Below are 15,675 nucleotides of genomic sequence, written 5' to 3'. Positions count from 1 at the left end.
TATCATGCGCAAAAAAACCATCGTCTGTTCCATCGCCGGCATGATGGGATTTTGGCTCGGCGCCATGGCGCTCGCCCAGGAGGTTGGCCTCCCCGCGCCGCGGTTGCTCACGATGTTGCCGATGGGGGGGCAAGTCGGGACCAGCGTCGAGGTCACGATCACGGGCGAGAACCTTGACGGGCCGAACGAGCTGCTCTTCTCCCATCCCGGGATCACCGCAAAACCGAAGGTCTCCGATCCGGGGAAGGCCGAGGCGAACACGTTCGTCGTCACCATCGCCGCCGACGCGCCCCAGGGTGTGCACGACGCCCGGGTGTTGTCACGGTTGGGGGTCTCCTCAGCGCGGGCCTTCTCGGTGGGCGGATTGCCTGAGGTGACCCGGGGCAAGCCAAATCCGTCGCTCGAGACGGCTTGGGAGCTCAAGCCGAATTCGATCTGCAACGCGGTAATGACTCCGAGAGGCGTCGACTTCTATGCGTTTCAGGCCGTGAAAGGAAAGCGGGTCGCGGTGGAGTGCGTCGCGCGGGGCATCGACTCGAAGCTGAACCCGGTGTTGATCATCGCCGATGCCAAGGGGCGCGACCTGCTGGTCGATCGCCGCGGCGGCCTCCTCGATTTCAAGGCCCCTGCCGATGGCCATTATTTCGTCAAGGTCCACGACCTGACGTTTCAAGGCGGCCCCGCGCACTTCTATCGGCTCGAATTGCTCGAAGAACCTGACACCAGCCCCACGCCGAGTCCGCTCTCGTCGACAACGACCGTGAGCTCGTTTTCGTGGGTCCCGGATCTGGCAGCCATGCTCCCCAAGGTCACGGAGACGGAGCCGAACAACCTGCACGCCCAGGCGCAGAGGATCACACTCCCTTGCGCGATCGAGGGCCGGTTCTATCCGGCCGCGGATGTCGACACGTTCGAGTTCACGGCGAAGAAGGGCGACGTGTGGTGGGTGGAAGTCGCGTCGGAGCGGCTCGGTTTGCCGACCGATCCCTTCGTCCTCGTCCAGCGCGTGATTCGAGAAGGCTCGGAAGAGAAGCTCGAGGACGTTGCGGAGCTCAATGATATTCCCAGCCCGATCAAGCCGTCGAGCAACGGCTACTCGTACGACGGCCCCGTCTACGACGCCGGGTCGGCGGATGTGCTCGGCAAGCTCGAGATCAAGGAAGACGGGGTCTATCGCCTTCAGTTACGCGACCTGTTCGGCGGGACGCGCAGCGAGGCACGCCACGTTTACCGGCTCTTGATCCGCAAGCCGACTCCCGATTTCGCCCTGGCCGCGTGGGCCCTTCATATGAACTTGAGGAACGGCGATCGCAACGCGCTTTCCAAGCCGATCGCGCTCCGCGCCGGGACAACGATGGCGTTCGAGGTCGTGGTCGTGCGGCGCGATGGGTTCGACGGCGCGATCGAGCTGGGGATGTCCGACTTGCCCGAGGGCGTGTCGGCCTGCGGCTTGAAGATTCCGGCCGGTAAGTCGGTGGGAACGTTGCTGATCAGCGCCCAGGAAAATGCCCCCCGTTCGCTCCGCGGCGCGAAGATTTTCGGCCGCGCTCAGATCGACGGAAAAACGGTGACGCGGCCCGGCCGGCTCGCTTCGATGGTCTGGCCGGTGAAAGACGCGAGTCAGGAGATCCCGATTCCGCGTTTGGTGGCCGACGTACCGGTGTCAGTCTGCCAGTCCGAGGGCGCGCCCGTCACGATTGCGCCGGCCGAGGATAAGGTCTGGGAGGTCAAGACCGGGGACAAGCTCACGATCCCGCTCAAGGTCACATGGCGGAGCGAATTCACGGGCGCCTCGATCAAGCTGAGCCCGATGGGAGCCGACTTCAAAAGCGTCAAGGCAATCGACATTCCGCTCAAGGCGGCCGGTTCGGAAGTCGTGCTCGACCTGGCGGCCTTGAAGACGCCGCCCGGGGAGTATGCGCTCGTCTTGTACGGCAGCGCCGTGGCCAAGTACCGCTACAATCCCGAGGCCGTCAAACTCGCCGAGGAAGAGCAGAAGAAGACCGAGCAAGAAGCGATCGCCATCGCGGAGGCCGCCAAGAAGCTCGCCGACGAGGCGAAGGCCGCTCCCGCCGACAAGAAGTCGGAAGCCGAGAATATCGCCAAAGCCGCGATCGGCAAGCAGAAGTCGGCCGAGGCCGCCAAGGCGGACGTCGCCAGGCGGATGAAGGCCGCGACCGATCTGGCAGCGCCCAAGGACATCGTCGATATCGTGGTGGCGGAACCCATTCGTATTCTTGTCACGCCCAAGGATCAGAAATGAGTGTGCCCCTTCGCCGACGCGCATGCCGCCGGTCGTCCGTCGCCGCGATCGTCGGCGTCTGGTCGTGCCTGGTCGCTCCCTTGGCCACCGGCGTGGAAATCGACTTTTATCGTGATGTCTATCCGATCCTGAAGTCGAAATGCGTGGCCTGTCATAACAAGACGACCACCAAGGCGGCCCTGAACGTCGAGACACCGGAGGCGATGCGCAAAGGGGGCGACTCCGGCGAGGGGGTGGTCCCCGGCAACGGTGCGGAAAGCCTGATTTATCAGGCGGCGGCCCACATCGGCGACGTCCAGATGCCTCCCAAGGGCAACAAGAGTGGCGCCTTGAATCTCACGGCCAACGAGCTCGCGTTGCTCAAGACATGGATCGACCAGGGGGCCAAGAGCTCGGTCCCGCAGGCACGGCAGGTGGTCTGGCAACCCTTGCCGCCGGGCCTCAACCCAATCTACAGCGTGGCCCTGACCCGGGACGGGCGGCTCGCCGCCTGCGGCCGGGCGAACCAGGTCTTCGTTTATGACGTCGCGACACGACAACTCGTCACCCGACTCGCGGATGAGTCGCTCAACCCGCCGGGGTCGCCGCAAACGACGGGCGCCGCCCATCGGGCGATCGTGCAATCGCTGGCGTTCAGTCCCGACGGCATGAGCCTCGCCTCGGGAAGCTACCGCGAGCTGAAAATCTGGCGGCGGCAGAACGTGCCGGCCACAACCCGAAAAGGCGCCCCGGCGCTCGGCACGGTCGCCTCGGCGCTTACGGCGGACGGCAGTCAGGTCGTCGCTGCCGACAAGCAGGGAACACTGCATCGGCTCGATGCCACGGACGGGAAGGCGATCAAGACGATCGCGACGGGTTCTCAAGGCAGCCTGACCCTGCTGAGCGTTTCACCCGACGCAACCAAGGCCGCCGGTTACGGAGCCGACGGAACGCTCAGCCTCTGGAGCCTCGCGGAAGGGGAGCGGATCGCCAGCAAGGAGGGCCTCGTCGGGCTCCGCACCCTGGCCTGGACGCGCGATGGCAACGCGATCGTGACCGGGGGAGAGGACAAGGTCGTCCGCGTCTGGCCACTGCCTACCGGGGAGAAACCGGAGCTCGTCGCCTCCAACGAACTGAAGGGCGCAACCGGAGCCATTACGGCGCTCGAAACCGGGACCGATCTTCTGCTCGCGGCGAGCGCCAATGGCAAAGTGCGGGTGTGGAAGTTGCCCGAGGCCAATCCAGGCCGTGAGTTCACGATCCCCGGGGTCGTGGCGCTCGGGCTGTCGAGTGACAGCAAGTTGTTCGCCACGGGCCGTGCCGACGGTGTCGTGCAGGTCTGGGACCTGGCGGCCGGAAAGGCGATCATCGACCTGAGTGGCGATGCGGAGACCAACGCGCACCTCGCCGCCCTGGACTGGGTCGTCGCGGCCGAAGGACTCGAGCTGACGTTTCAGAAACAGGAAGTGGCACGCATCGAGGCCCAGACCAAGGCGCTGGACGGGCTGCTCACGAAGGCGAACGAGACCATCGCGACTGTCCGCAAGGACCTGGTCGAAAAAGCGAACGCGCTGAAGCAGGCGACCGACGCGAAGGAGACTGCGCAGAAAACCGTCACCACGGTGGCGGACGAGGTGGCCAAGGCCCCTGACAGCAAGCCCGATGCCACGCTCGAAAAGTCGTTGAAGGAAGCCCAGGACAAGCTCACGGCCGCGGCCCTGGCGGAGAGTACGGCGCTGGAGGCACTGAAAGCCCGGGAAATTCACTTCAAGGATGCCGAGGTCGAAGCCCAGAATTACACGGCCGCCCAATCCCGGAACAAGGACGCCGTGGCCGAGGCCAACGCCGCCACGGCAAAAGCAAAGGAGACGCAAGACAAGGCGACGGCGGATGCAGCCACGACCCGGAAAGCCGCGGCGGCTCGTAAGCTTCAACCGCTCGCCGTGCGCTTCTCTGCGGATACCCAGACCGTTGCCGCCGCGTGGAGTGACGGATCAGTGCGGGTCTGGGCCGTCGCTTCCGGCTTGCCCATCCAGCACGTACCAGGCATTGGTGAGACGACGGCGGCTTCCCTCGTGAGTTGCACCGATGGTGGCTTCGCCGCCACCACCGCGGATGGTTCGACAGCCCGCGTCAGCAACGGTTCGCAATGGGTCCTGGAGCGGACGCTCGGCGGCGCGACGGCGGCCTCGCCGTTTGTCGATCGCGTGAACGCCTTGCGGTTCAGCCCTGACGGCAAGACGCTCGCGGCGGGTGGGGGCGAACCGACCCGTTCGGGCGACATCAGCCTCTGGGACGTCGCGAGCGGTAAGTTGCTCAACGAGTGGAAGGAACGACATACCGACGCGGTGCTCAGTCTCGACTTTTCACCGGACGGCAAACGGCTCGCCTCCGGCGGCGCGGACAAGATCGCGCGAGTCACGGAGATCGCGAGCGGAAAGCTTGTCAATGTGTTTGAAGGGCACACCCATCATGTCCTGGGGGTCTCGTTCCGCGCGGACGGGCGCGTGCTGGCCACCGCGGGCGCGGACAACGCCGTGGTCGTCTGGGACCTGATTTCGGGTGAGCGGAAGAAAAAAATCGAAGGCTGGAATAAAGAAGTGACGTCGCTTCAGTTCATCGGAGCGACCAACCAGATCGTCACGTCGGCCGGGGACAACCTGGTCCGCATCGTGGACGATCAGGGAGGACAGGTCCGAGCCATGGCCAAGCTGCCAGAGTTCATGCAGTCGGCGGCCAGCGCGACCACCGCCAGCGTGATCATCGGCGGTGGCGAGGACAGCTTGCTCCGCGTCTGGAACGGGACGAATGGGCAGGAACTGGCCGCCTTTGGGGCCGACTCAAACGCAAAAATGCCGTGATCGCCGTCGAACACCGGAGTTCGTTGATTCCCACATCTCCTCACCGGCGCATACCCATGTCATCATCATCATCATCTTCTTCTTCTTCTTCTTCCCGGTCTCGGCCCCTCGTTCCTTGTCCCGGTCCCGGCCCCTTCAGCCGGCGCGGCTTCATGCGTCTCGGGCTGACAGGCTTCGCAAGCCTGAGCTGGCCGAACCTGATGCAACTGCGGGCGGCGAGTCCCCTCCCGTCCAGCCAGGAAAAGACGGCGGTGATCATGGTCTGGCTGCCGGGCGGCTGCTCGCACCTTGACAGTTACGACCCCAAGCCCGAGATCGGCAGCGAGTACCGCGGCCCGTTCAAGACCATCGACACCAAGGTTCCCGGCTTGCAGTTCACCGAGCTCTTGCCGCTGCACGCCCAGCTCGCGGACAAGTTCACGATCCTCCGCTCGATGAGCCACCGCGGCCCCGGCCACCCGGCCGGATCCATGCAAATGCTCTCGGGCGACACCGATGAGCGTGATAAAGCCAAGCCAAAACTGCCGGACTGGATGTCGGTGGTCAACTATCTACGGTCACAAGGACCGCAAGGCACGAACCCACTGCCGAGGTACGTGGGGGTGAACCCCCCACTGGAATACAACGGGCCCGCCTACCTGGGCGATGCGTACTCACCGTTCTCGGTGCAGGACGACCCCAACCGACCGAACTTCGAGGTGCCCAACATCGGCCTCGCCAACCCCGCCGAGGCGATCCGGTTGAGCGATCGCGTGGCGCTTCGCCAGAGCATCGACAACCTGGAGCGGAGCTTTGACCGTGAGGGCGAGCTCGGTGCCCTCGATCAGTTTGAAACCCAGGCGATGACCCTCCTGACCAATCCGCAGACGCGGAAGGCCTTCGATCTGAGCCAGGAGGATCCGCGCGTCCGCGACCGTTACGGCCGGAATCGCTGGGGCCAGCAACTCCTGCTCGCCCGTCGATTGGCCGAAGCCGGCGCCGAGATCATCACGAGCAGCCTGAACGGGCCGCTCTGCGGCCGGGTCAGCAACTGGGACGATCACGCGGTGAACCATCACGTCTTCGATGCCTTGCGGTTCCGAGCCGCGGCTTACGACCAGGCGGTGACGGCCCTCATTGAGGACGTCTATGCCCGCGGCCTGGACAAGCGCGTGCTGGTGGTGGTCACCGGTGAGTTCGGTCGCACCCCCAAGATCGAATACGACCGGAGCACCGGCGCCGGCAACGCAAGCGCCGCGGCAGGCACCGTCCAGCCCGGCCGCGACCACTGGCCACGCGCTTTCTCCAACCTCTGGGCCGGCGGCGGCATCACCACCGGCCGCGTCATCGGCGCCACCGACAAGCGCGGCGAAGACGTGATCGAGCGCGTCTGCAGCCCCGGCGACTTCCTGGCGACCATCTATCACCACCTGGGTATCGACGGCTCGAAAGTCCTGATCAACGACTTCAACGGACGCCCCACACCCATCGTGGATCAGGGGAAACCGATTGCCGAGCTGATTGCATAAAACCACCAGGCATCAACATCATTTTTTGCAAGCTTTCTTTTGAGGAACTCCGCGGCATTCATGGTTAAATTCTCCCGATGAAGTTGTCGTTTGACCTGGCGTCATCCGGAGACACCCATGAGCCGCACCACTGCCTCGATCCCTGTTCTGGCCTTGGCGCTCGTTGGAGTCGGGACGTTCGTCGCCGTTCGGGCGCAGGCGCCTGAACGGGCCCCTGGGCCGCTCAAAGACCTGGCCGCGAAGGCGATCGACCTGACGTATGCCTTTGATAAGGACACGATCTACTGGCCGACCGACAAGTCGTTCCAGTGGGACCGCACGACCTGGGGCCCTTCCAAAGGGGGCTACTGGTATGCCTCGGCCACGTTTGCGGCCAGCGAGCACGGTGGCACGCACCTGGATAGCCCGATCCATTTTGGCGAGGGGCAGGCGACGGCCGACCAGATCCCGCTCACGAAGCTGATCGGGCCGGCTGTGGTGGTGGACGTGCAAAAGGCCTGTGCCCGCGACCGCGATTATCAGCTCCGCACCGATGACCTCGAAGCCTGGGAGCGGGCCCACGGACGGATTCCCGACGGGGCGATCGTCGTGATGCGCTCGGGCTGGGGGCGGTTCTGGCCCGATCCCAAGGCCTACCTGGGCAGCGATGCGCCGGGGGACACGGCCCACTTGCACTTCCCCGGCGTGTCCCGCGCGGCGGCGGAGTGGCTGGTCGCCCATCGCAGGGTCGCGGGGGTCGGGGTCGACACGGCGAGTCTCGACCCCGGCCCGTCTCGCGACTTCATGGCCCACCGCGTCCTCAACGGGGCCGGGATCTATGGCCTCGAGAACGTGGCGAACCTCAATCAAGTCCCCGAGTCGGGGGCCACCTTGATCGCCCTCCCCATGAAAATCCGAGGGGGCAGCGGTGGCCCGACCCGGATCATCGCGATCCTTCCTTGACCGTCCCCCCTTCGTTGCCGGGCTGCTGTGATGCCGTTTCCTTCTGTTGCAGCAGGTAGGCGAGCAGGTCGTAGAACTCCGGCTCGCTGATCTGGTCGGAAAGGTTGGCGGGCATCGGGGAAAGCTGCGAAGTCGTCCGCTCCTCGACCGACTCCTTGGGGACGCGGACCTCTTTGCCTTGGGCGTCGGCGAAGACGAGGATCTCCCCCTCTTCCTTGAGGAGGAGACCGGAGACGAGTTGACCATCGCGCTGGGCCACGTTGGTCACGCGAAACGCCTGGTCGACGTTGCGGTTCGGGTCAAGGACGTCTTCGAGGAGTCGGTCGATTCCACGAGTGCCGATCCCGTCGAGCTGCGGACCGATCCGCTGCCCTTTGCCGGCGATCTGGTGGCAGGCGACGCAATTCTTCTCGAAGACGGCGGCTCCACGAGCCGCGTCCCGCGAGGACTTACCGAATCCGGCGTGGCGCTGTTTCACGAGATCCCGAAGCCGAGCGTCGGCCGGGGGCAAATCCTTCAAGAGGGTGGCGACGCGTTCCTTGATCCCCTCGACGTCCTGGCTGCCGAGCAGGACGGCCACGCGCGGTTCTTGGAGCAGCCGAGCGGACGCCTTTCCTTCGGCGATCGTCTTCAAGAGCACCTCAGTACCCGGCTTCCGGGCGGCCAGGCCCGTGGCGATGGTCGCCTGCAACCGCTCGGGCGCCGTGGGCAAGACTTTGAGAAGTGCCTCGGTCGACCCCGCCTGATTGATCTGGGCCAGCGCACCTGCCGCCTTATCCCGGAGCGCGAACGGCTCTGAGGAATCAGCCAGGACCTGCCCCAGCAGGGTGACGGACTTCTCCGGGGCCATCGCCACGACGGCCGTCAGCGCCTCGATCCGCAGCGGGACTTCGGATTTCGCGTTCCGCACTCGACTCTCGAGTGTCTCGCGTAATTCCGTGAGTTTGAACGACTTGACCAGATCGATCCCGAGCAGGAGCTCGCCCTTCTTGGGGGAGTCGACGAGCCGCCTGGTCAGCTTCAAGGCCATCTCCTGCCCTTCCCCCGAGAGGGTGGCACCCCGTTCCTGGGTCCCTTGCAAGACCGCTTTCAGAAAGGAGGCGAGCTGCGCCGCGCTGGGCTCGGGGCGATTCCGGAGGTAGGCCATCATGGTCCGGACCGAGTCCTCGCTTCCGTACCGAGCGATGTGGTGCAGGTAACGGACCAAGGTGCCGTCCGGCTCTGCATAGCGTTCGACGTGGTTGATCAGGTATTTCGCCGACTCGGCCGTGGGAACGCCGGGAGCGATATCCGCGAGGTCACGGGCATCACGCTCGCTCAGCGATGCCGAAGCGAGGGCGTTCCAGGGCGATGCGGTGAGGAACTGGTCGCGAAGCGCCATTCGTGTCACGTGAATCAGATGCGTGTCTTCCGATGGAGCCGACTGCCGCAACCCCAGGAGCGGCCGCACATTGGCGAAGTCGGGGTGACGGCCCAGCGCTTCGGCGGCCGACCGTTTGACCATCGCGTCCTGGTCGGTGAGTGCCTCGCGGACTCGTTTCGCGAGCGAGCCGGCCAGGCTGGGTCGCTCGGCGATCACGCGCATCGCGTGAATCCTGAGCTCACGGGCGGGGTCGACGGCGGCACGATCCAAGGTCGCATCGTCGAGGTGACCGCGTCTCTGGAGGACCCAGAGGGCATGCACTTTACGCCAGAGGTCGGTCTCCGAAGCGATCAGGGCAGTAAGCTGGGAGTCAAGCTCGTCGCTCTTGCGTGTGGTCAGTTGATTGGCGGCCTTGGTGCGAACGACGAGGTTGGGATGCCCGAGGTCCGCGACCAGTTCGTCGTTCGTCGCCTTGGTCCAATCGGACCGGGTGCTGGCGCTCACGGCCCCCTTTTCTTTTTCGTTCTTTGGGCCGCGGTAGACGATCCGCCAGATGCGACCGTGGTCATGGTCGCGTCCCGGGTGGGTCAACGGCACCTCGTAGTGGCCGATGATCCGGTTGTAGAAATCGGCGACGTAGAGCGCTCCGTCGGGGCCGAGCTCGATGTCGACGGGGCGGAACCAGTTGTCCTCGCTCCAGAGGAAGTCGGGCTGCTCGATTGCCTTGGGAGACGAACCGCGAAACTCGAGCCGGTCGTGGTTGATCCGGTTCGTCATCACGTTGCCCGTAAACACCGTATCGCGATACGCGGCGGGAAACTGGTTGGCGGCGTAGTAGGTCGCACCGTCGATGGCGGTCGAGCCATGATCGTGCGTCATCATCTCCGGCCCGAAGCCGAGGCCGTCGTCGGGCTTGCCGAAGCTGGGATAGTACGCCCCCCGCAAGAGCTGGTAGATCGGCCGCGAATGGCAGTCGGAGGAGTAGAGATTGCCCAGCGGGTCGAACGTCAGGCCGAACGGATTGACCTGCCCGTGGGTGATGTACTCGGCGTGCGAGCCATCCAGCTTCATGCGATACACGTTCCCCGAGGACATCTGGATCGCCTTGTCGTCGGTCCCCTTCACCATCGAGCTGTTCGAGAACCCATGGCAGGCATAGATCCAGCCGTCGAAGCCCCAGCTGAATGAGCCGGTCATCCCGTGGGTGTCGCGGTGGCCGTATTCGCGGTAGAGCGTGGCGCGACGGTCGGCTCGCCCGTCGCCATCGCTGTCCGTGTGGCGGTCGATCGTCGGGATCGAGTACACAAGCGCCCCGTTGCTCTCGGGCAGGGGCATCAGCCCGATCGGGATGTTCAAGCCGTCGGCGAAGGTCGTGATCTTGCCGGCGCGGCCGTCCGGCTGGAAGTCTTCAAGGATCTTGACCGTATCCCGCGGCTTGGTCCCGTCCTTGGCCGGGTAGGGATATTCGACGGTGCCCGTGACCCAGAGCCTCCCTTTATCGTCGAAGGCGATGTTCATCGGCTTCTGGATCGCCGGTTCGGCGGCAACAAGTTGAATCTCGAACCCTTCGGGAACGTGGAGCGCTTTTCGCTCCTCGAACGCCGAGCGAGGAGGGAACGATGAGACGCTCTCCACCGGCGCGGGCGCCTGAGCCAGGACCGAAAGGCAAAGTGTAAGCACGAGTGGCATCAAATCCTCCGGAGATCGGCAGTCGAGGCGCCAGGGTAAGTACCGGGCTTCGGCATGAAGTCGTTCTAGGCTTTCGAGGAGTGTTCGCCTCGGACTCAGGCCCGGAACACCAGGAAGGCAGGCAACCCGTTACGTTGACGAGTCTGACGAGTCGAGTCAAGAGACGAGCGTGTTCGCGGGACCGTGGCGGTCGATCCGATCCGCCCCCAACTCGGTCCGCCTGAGCATCGGTACAATGCTCAGGCGCACCTCGGGCGGCAAGCGGCAACCTCGCTATGCGATCGCATTGCGCCTCGAGACCACGGACCACCACGTCGCGGAGGCGGGCCGGGCCGAGCCGGTTGAACGAGGTGGCCCGCGTCAGCGACCGTCACAGCTTGGTGAGTGCGACGTCATGCGTATTGTCTCCACTCTTCACATCAAAGCTATCCACGTTAAACATTCCCTTCTTGGTCTCGGGCGATTCGACACGAATCAGATTTTCACCGATCAAGGTTTTGACCGAGTAGGTGCCGTCCTTGCCGATTTCTGCGGAAGCCGCGCTGACCGATTTCCGGTGAATATTCGAGGGGTCGAAGAGGATCTTTCCTCCCGAAGCCAACTTGCCGTTGACGGTGACCGTTCCGTGGACCGTCCCCTCCTCGGTCGATGAGGAGACCGAAGGGGCCCCCCCACTTTGATCGCACCCGGAAAGTGCGACCATCCAGGCCGCCAAGACCGCGGGAATCAACCCGATGGACCACGACTTCGCGATGAGTCTCATATCCTGTCCTCGCTGGGAACGGTGTGAGCCGGAACGGGGAGGCGACCCAATGGCGAATGGCAGGCATTCGCCTTGATCTCCTCGTGACCGGCGACGGACTCGTTGGCCTTTGCAAATCGAAGGCGGCCCGGCGATCGAGATCCCCCCAGGCCGCCCGGTTGCGCGTTTTCAATAGCTATCGGAAGAGACGACCTCGCCGCCGGCACGCGTCCCCAGCGCCCACCAGGTCTGCGGGCTCACGCTGTTCTTGATGAATCGGACCGACCCGTCGGCGACCAAGCTGTTGACGCCGCCCGAGTGGCGACTACTCGCGGTGAATGCCCCGCCGCCACTGTAATTGCCATAACCACAGCTTTTCGCGTTGGGAGGCATCACATGGTTATAGCGTGAGAATGTCCAGTAGCCGGAGAACCAGAGCGAGCCCGCTGAGTCAGGCGATACCGCCTGCAGTCCAGGCCATAACGAGGATAGGGCGGTGACGTCCGAGAGCGCAAGACACGCGGCATAGTACGGTTGTGACGTGTTGGTTACCGTTGTGGCCGCGAGGTTCCAGACCGAAGACGAAGGGCTGGTTTGAATGTCGATCTGCTTGCTGTTCAGGGTCCCAATTCCCTTGACCCGCTCGCTGAACGCGACGGTCTGGCTCAACCCGTCGGTGATGTCCCGGAACCCGATGGCTTTCTGAGCGGCAACGTACTGGAAGAGACCGTCGAACTGGGTGGAACGATAGAGGGAGTCGGGCGTGGAGCCGGCATTGCCATAGTAGCTGTTGTGGCCCTCGGCGTTGGTCAGTCGGTCCTGATCCGACGGGCACTGGAAGACGTTGATGGCCGTTCGGAAAATCGTGGTATTCTGAGCGGCGCCGGCGTTGGTCGCATTCCCCGTGTTGGCGAAATTGATCGCATTGAACAAGGGAGCTTGCTCGAGGTAGCTCAGAAGCAACGGATGGGCCCCCCAGTCATTCCAACCACCGGGGCCGAGTCCCCAAGGGAGCGAACTGACCGTGGATTCGTAGTTGTGGAGGGCAACCCCAAACTGCTTGAGGTTATTGATGCAATGGGAACGACGGGCCGCCTCCCGCGCCGCCTGCACGGCGGGCAACAGCAGCGCGATCAAAACCGCGATGATCGCGATCACGACCAAGAGCTCGATCAACGTAAAACCGCGAGCGGACGATCGATAGAATGACCTCGTCATCACCGATACCCTCTCATTTCTGGGAATACCGACACTCTTGTATACAACCACCGATGCAAGTGCACTTCCGAGGATTGGCTCGGACCGCCCGGAACTCGACGCAACGGACCTGAAAAGAGAACCAAAGAGCCAGGTCCCTACAAACACGGGGCTCATCTCTCGGTACGCAGAACGTACTGAGCGAACCGCGATCGACTGACGCCAAAGAGCTTGGCTAGAAACAAAATGATGACATGCCTCGCCGGGGAAGGCCTCCTTGACGCGGTACCATGAAACGAATCAATCACCTCTCAGCCCCTTGATGGTCTCGACGCACCGGCTGCATCCGTGGCTTCTCCTGAGGCGCAGCCCGGACCGAGCGCCTGGGAAAAAGGCCATGCGCATGGAGCCCCGCATCGATTTAACGGTTTTGAGATAGCACGAGGTGACTCGCAGTTTCAATTCCACATTGTCTGGTTTTAAGTCGCGCCCCGTCTTTGAAGATTTCCGACTTTTTTCTTCTACAATTTTCCTGAAAAGCAACCCCAACAAACCACCAAGCTTCGCGCAATCCACCAATGTCCCTCGGATCAACGGGACCGATCGGCGACGTAAATTCGGCCGCCCCTTCGCCTGCCACGATTTCGTCCACCAATCTTTTTGTGTCATCACCAATTCCCGAGCCGTTGTGCAAACGAATCTCGCTATTTAGTCTGTTCTTGTCATAACATCTGCATCCCAGATCGCTCAAACCAGGATCGTGGAGGGTGGGCCGCCCCACTGTCCCAGCTTCATTGCACACCCTGAAACGCGACGTGCCGAAAAGATGGCGTGGGGAAGTCGCGGCTCATCGAAACGTGAAGAACAGGATTAATGTGCTCATGGCTGATCTGTCCCACTTCTGTTGCTGGAATTCCCAATGTCCCGATTACAGTAAGACGGGCGTGGGGAACCTGAGCATCACCAGTCGCTACGGTCCCGATCAAGAACGGCGGATGCTCCGCTGTCGGACCTGCAAAACGCGATTCTCCGAGCGCAAGGGAACCCCGCTCTTCGGCGCCCATCTCGACTCCCCAACAGCGGAATCGGTCTTGGGACATCTCGTCGAAGGCCGGGGGATCCGAGAAGCAGGACGACTCTCGGGAGTCCACCGGGACACCGTCGCCCGTTACCGGCGGTTAATCGAGGATCAAGTGGGATCGATCCCGCGTTTGAAAATGAAACGAAAAGTCCTTAACGTCGCCCTCTTTCTCGAGACGTCGCATTCGTATGCGCGAGAAACGCTCCACGGCATCCGGAGCTATGTGCGCGAACATGGCCCCTGGAAGTTCCGATTCAGCGAACAAGGAAGGGGCGTCGAGCCTCCCCCGTGGCTGGCGCGCTGGAAAGGGGACGGAATCCTCGCCAGGATGGAGAACGATCGGCTCGCACGGGCGATCGACGAAACGGGCTTGCCGGTCGTCGACGTCAGTTGTTACAGGCTCTTGCGGACAATGCCGAGCGTCGAGCCCGATCCCGTGGAGATCGCCCGGCTCGCCGTCGATCACCTGCTCGAGCGCGGGCTCAAGCACTTTGGATTCTGCGGCGTCCCCGGGGTTCCCTGGTCCGACCTGCGTGGCTCCTCCTTCGCTCGGTCGTTGGCGGAGGCAGGCCACGACTGCCATCTTTTTCGGCGAACCGTGGTTCAACCGATCTCCAGCTCCTGGAACATCGACAAGACGGCCATCGCCCGCTGGATCCGGTCGTTGCCCAAGCCCGTGGGCATCCTGGGCGCGTGGGACGGCTGCGCCCTGCAAGTCCTCGAAGTCTGCCGCAACCTCAACGTCGCCGTCCCCGACGAGGTCGCCGTCCTCGGCGTCGATAACGACGACCTCCTCTGCGACCTGGCCGACCCGTCCTTGTCCAGCATCAAATGCTCAGCCCATCAGATCGGCTATCATGCCGCGTCCCTCCTCGGCCAGATGATGGCGGGCGCAGACGTCCCTCCCGACATCGCGATGGTCCGGCCAGCCGGCGTCGTGGCGCGACAGTCGACCGACCTGTTCGCGATCGACGATCACCTGGTCTCCGACGCCCTCCGATTCATCCGCGACCACGCCTGCGAGGGGATCCAGGTGTGCGACGTGCTCAAGATCGTGCCTCTCTCCCGGCGCGTTCTGGAAACCCGGTTCAAATCGGCCGTCGGCTATACCCCCCACGAGGCGATCGTCCGGCTTCAGCTCAGATCGATCAAGGAACTCTTGACCGAAACCAACCTGTCCCTGGCCACCATCGCCACCAAATCCGGCTTCAATCACTTAAACTACATGTGCAAACTGTTCAAACAAAAAACAGGCTTCACTCCGGGAGAGTACCGAGCCAGGAACCGCTCCAAAGGCTGATCCCACGATCCGCCAAGCCGAACATCACCGAAACTCACCGCCTTGCGCGAATCGAGGCTCGCGACTTCTTGAGAATGCATCCGCGCGAAACGCGGCTGTCCCCCTCGGCCTCAGGTTGTCCGATCCTCAAAATTGACTCGCGGCCGAGCCCCAATCCCGCCTCACGGGGGGCAAAAGTCACCAGGCACTTCAGTGGAGAGGTCTGGGATATTCAGTAAAGATAGACGCCTGATCGCCGACTTCGAGGGATCACCCAAGCTCCCCGCCTTACTCACTTTTGGTGCCTGGCCACCAACCCTCGCCCTCGTCGGACGCATCTCGTGACGCAGTGATACCAACGTGTGACGTTGCGGTCGACGAGATGGGCGCGAGCAATCGTCATGGTTGGGTCTCCTGGGTGAATCCAAGAAATCTAACAGCTTCTGATGCCAGGATCCCGAGTGCAATGCATGTCCTTGCTCCTCTTCTTTAGATTTTTCAAGCACGTGCTCGGCTGTCGCCACCTGCTGAGTACGCATCCCAAGGGGATCGAGATCCAGGCGTACTGTGCGATCATTGCGTGCCTCCTGATCAGCCTGTGGACGGGCCGCAAGCCGACGCTCCGGTCTTACGAGATGATCTGCCTGTATTTCGCGGGCTGGGCGAGCCTTGAGGAGCTTCTTAACCATATTAGCAAATTAAAGCCTGCGGACGTGTAACACCCGCGGTTCGCCTCCCGAACCCGCGGCGTTCGCTGCCGCGCGGTGGTTT

Annotated in this window: 8 protein-coding genes and 1 pseudogene; 6 read left to right on the top strand and 3 right to left on the bottom strand. The window is 63.3% G+C overall.

Features of this window, described 5'->3' with window-relative positions:
* Positions 1-4 precede the first annotated feature (4 nt).
* The 4 genes from BUS42_RS04405 to BUS42_RS04390 all read left to right on the top strand — a co-directional run bounded on the left by BUS42_RS04405 (position 5) and on the right by BUS42_RS04390 (position 7,553).
* The gene (locus BUS42_RS04405; RefSeq protein WP_074305602.1) at positions 5-2,263 is read left to right on the top strand and encodes a serine protease; all 2,259 of its coding nucleotides are present in this window, start codon (positions 5-7) and stop codon (positions 2,261-2,263) included.
* Entirely contained in the window at positions 2,260-5,103 is a 2,844-nt protein-coding gene (locus tag BUS42_RS04400; RefSeq protein WP_074305600.1) for a c-type cytochrome domain-containing protein, read from the top strand. The genes BUS42_RS04405 and BUS42_RS04400 overlap by 4 nt, the downstream gene beginning before the upstream one ends.
* 152 nt (positions 5,104-5,255) lie before the next feature.
* Positions 5,256-6,611: a DUF1501 domain-containing protein gene (locus BUS42_RS04395; RefSeq protein ID WP_074305597.1), complete on the top strand. Its 1,356-nt coding sequence runs from the start codon at positions 5,256-5,258 to the stop codon at positions 6,609-6,611.
* Between the two features lie 117 nt (positions 6,612-6,728).
* Positions 6,729-7,553: a cyclase family protein gene (locus BUS42_RS04390; RefSeq protein WP_074305596.1), complete on the top strand. Its 825-nt coding sequence runs from the start codon at positions 6,729-6,731 to the stop codon at positions 7,551-7,553.
* Here BUS42_RS04390 and BUS42_RS04385 read toward each other — a convergent pair.
* From BUS42_RS04385 to BUS42_RS04375, 3 genes are all read right to left on the bottom strand, one after another.
* On the bottom strand, positions 7,534-10,605 hold the full coding sequence (locus BUS42_RS04385; protein WP_074305594.1) for a PVC-type heme-binding CxxCH protein: 3,072 nt from the start codon (positions 10,603-10,605) through the stop codon (positions 7,534-7,536). The two genes, BUS42_RS04390 and BUS42_RS04385, sit on opposite strands and share 20 nt — an antisense overlap.
* 370 nt (positions 10,606-10,975) lie before the next feature.
* The gene (locus tag BUS42_RS04380) at positions 10,976-11,368 is read right to left on the bottom strand and encodes a hypothetical protein (protein WP_074305592.1); all 393 of its coding nucleotides are present in this window, start codon (positions 11,366-11,368) and stop codon (positions 10,976-10,978) included.
* Between the two features lie 168 nt (positions 11,369-11,536).
* Positions 11,537-12,565, bottom strand: coding sequence for a DUF1559 domain-containing protein (locus BUS42_RS04375; protein WP_074305589.1), 1,029 nt, complete (start codon positions 12,563-12,565; stop codon positions 11,537-11,539).
* Between the two features lie 860 nt (positions 12,566-13,425).
* Between BUS42_RS04375 and BUS42_RS04370 the strand changes: the two genes are divergently transcribed.
* Complete coding sequence (locus BUS42_RS04370; RefSeq protein ID WP_074305588.1) at positions 13,426-14,925, top strand: XylR family transcriptional regulator; 1,500 nt, start codon at positions 13,426-13,428, stop codon at positions 14,923-14,925.
* Between the two features lie 461 nt (positions 14,926-15,386).
* Positions 15,387-15,623: pseudogene (locus BUS42_RS04365) on the top strand (IS4/IS5 family transposase); the annotation flags it as partial.
* Positions 15,624-15,675 lie beyond the last annotated feature (52 nt).

It is taken from the genome of Singulisphaera sp. GP187, assembly GCF_900129635.1.
Lineage (GTDB): Bacteria > Planctomycetota > Planctomycetia > Isosphaerales > Isosphaeraceae > Singulisphaera.
The sequence above is the reverse complement of the archived record's forward strand: the minus strand, read 5'-3'. Positions and strand labels throughout refer to the sequence as shown.

What these genes read in the sequence shown, in the direction of transcription:
- BUS42_RS04405 (WP_074305602.1), top strand. Translation starts at nt 5, where the DNA reads ATGCGCAAAAAAACCATCGTCTGTTCCATCGCCGGCATGATGGGATTT.
- BUS42_RS04400 (WP_074305600.1), top strand. Translation starts at nt 2,260, where the DNA reads ATGAGTGTGCCCCTTCGCCGACGCGCATGCCGCCGGTCGTCCGTCGCC.
- BUS42_RS04395 (WP_074305597.1), top strand. Translation starts at nt 5,256, where the DNA reads ATGCGTCTCGGGCTGACAGGCTTCGCAAGCCTGAGCTGGCCGAACCTG.
- BUS42_RS04390 (WP_074305596.1), top strand. Translation starts at nt 6,729, where the DNA reads ATGAGCCGCACCACTGCCTCGATCCCTGTTCTGGCCTTGGCGCTCGTT.
- BUS42_RS04385 (WP_074305594.1), bottom strand. Translation starts at nt 10,605, where the DNA reads ATGCCACTCGTGCTTACACTTTGCCTTTCGGTCCTGGCTCAGGCGCCC.
- BUS42_RS04380 (WP_074305592.1), bottom strand. Translation starts at nt 11,368, where the DNA reads ATGAGACTCATCGCGAAGTCGTGGTCCATCGGGTTGATTCCCGCGGTC.
- BUS42_RS04375 (WP_074305589.1), bottom strand. Translation starts at nt 12,565, where the DNA reads ATGACGAGGTCATTCTATCGATCGTCCGCTCGCGGTTTTACGTTGATC.
- BUS42_RS04370 (WP_074305588.1), top strand. Translation starts at nt 13,426, where the DNA reads ATGGCTGATCTGTCCCACTTCTGTTGCTGGAATTCCCAATGTCCCGAT.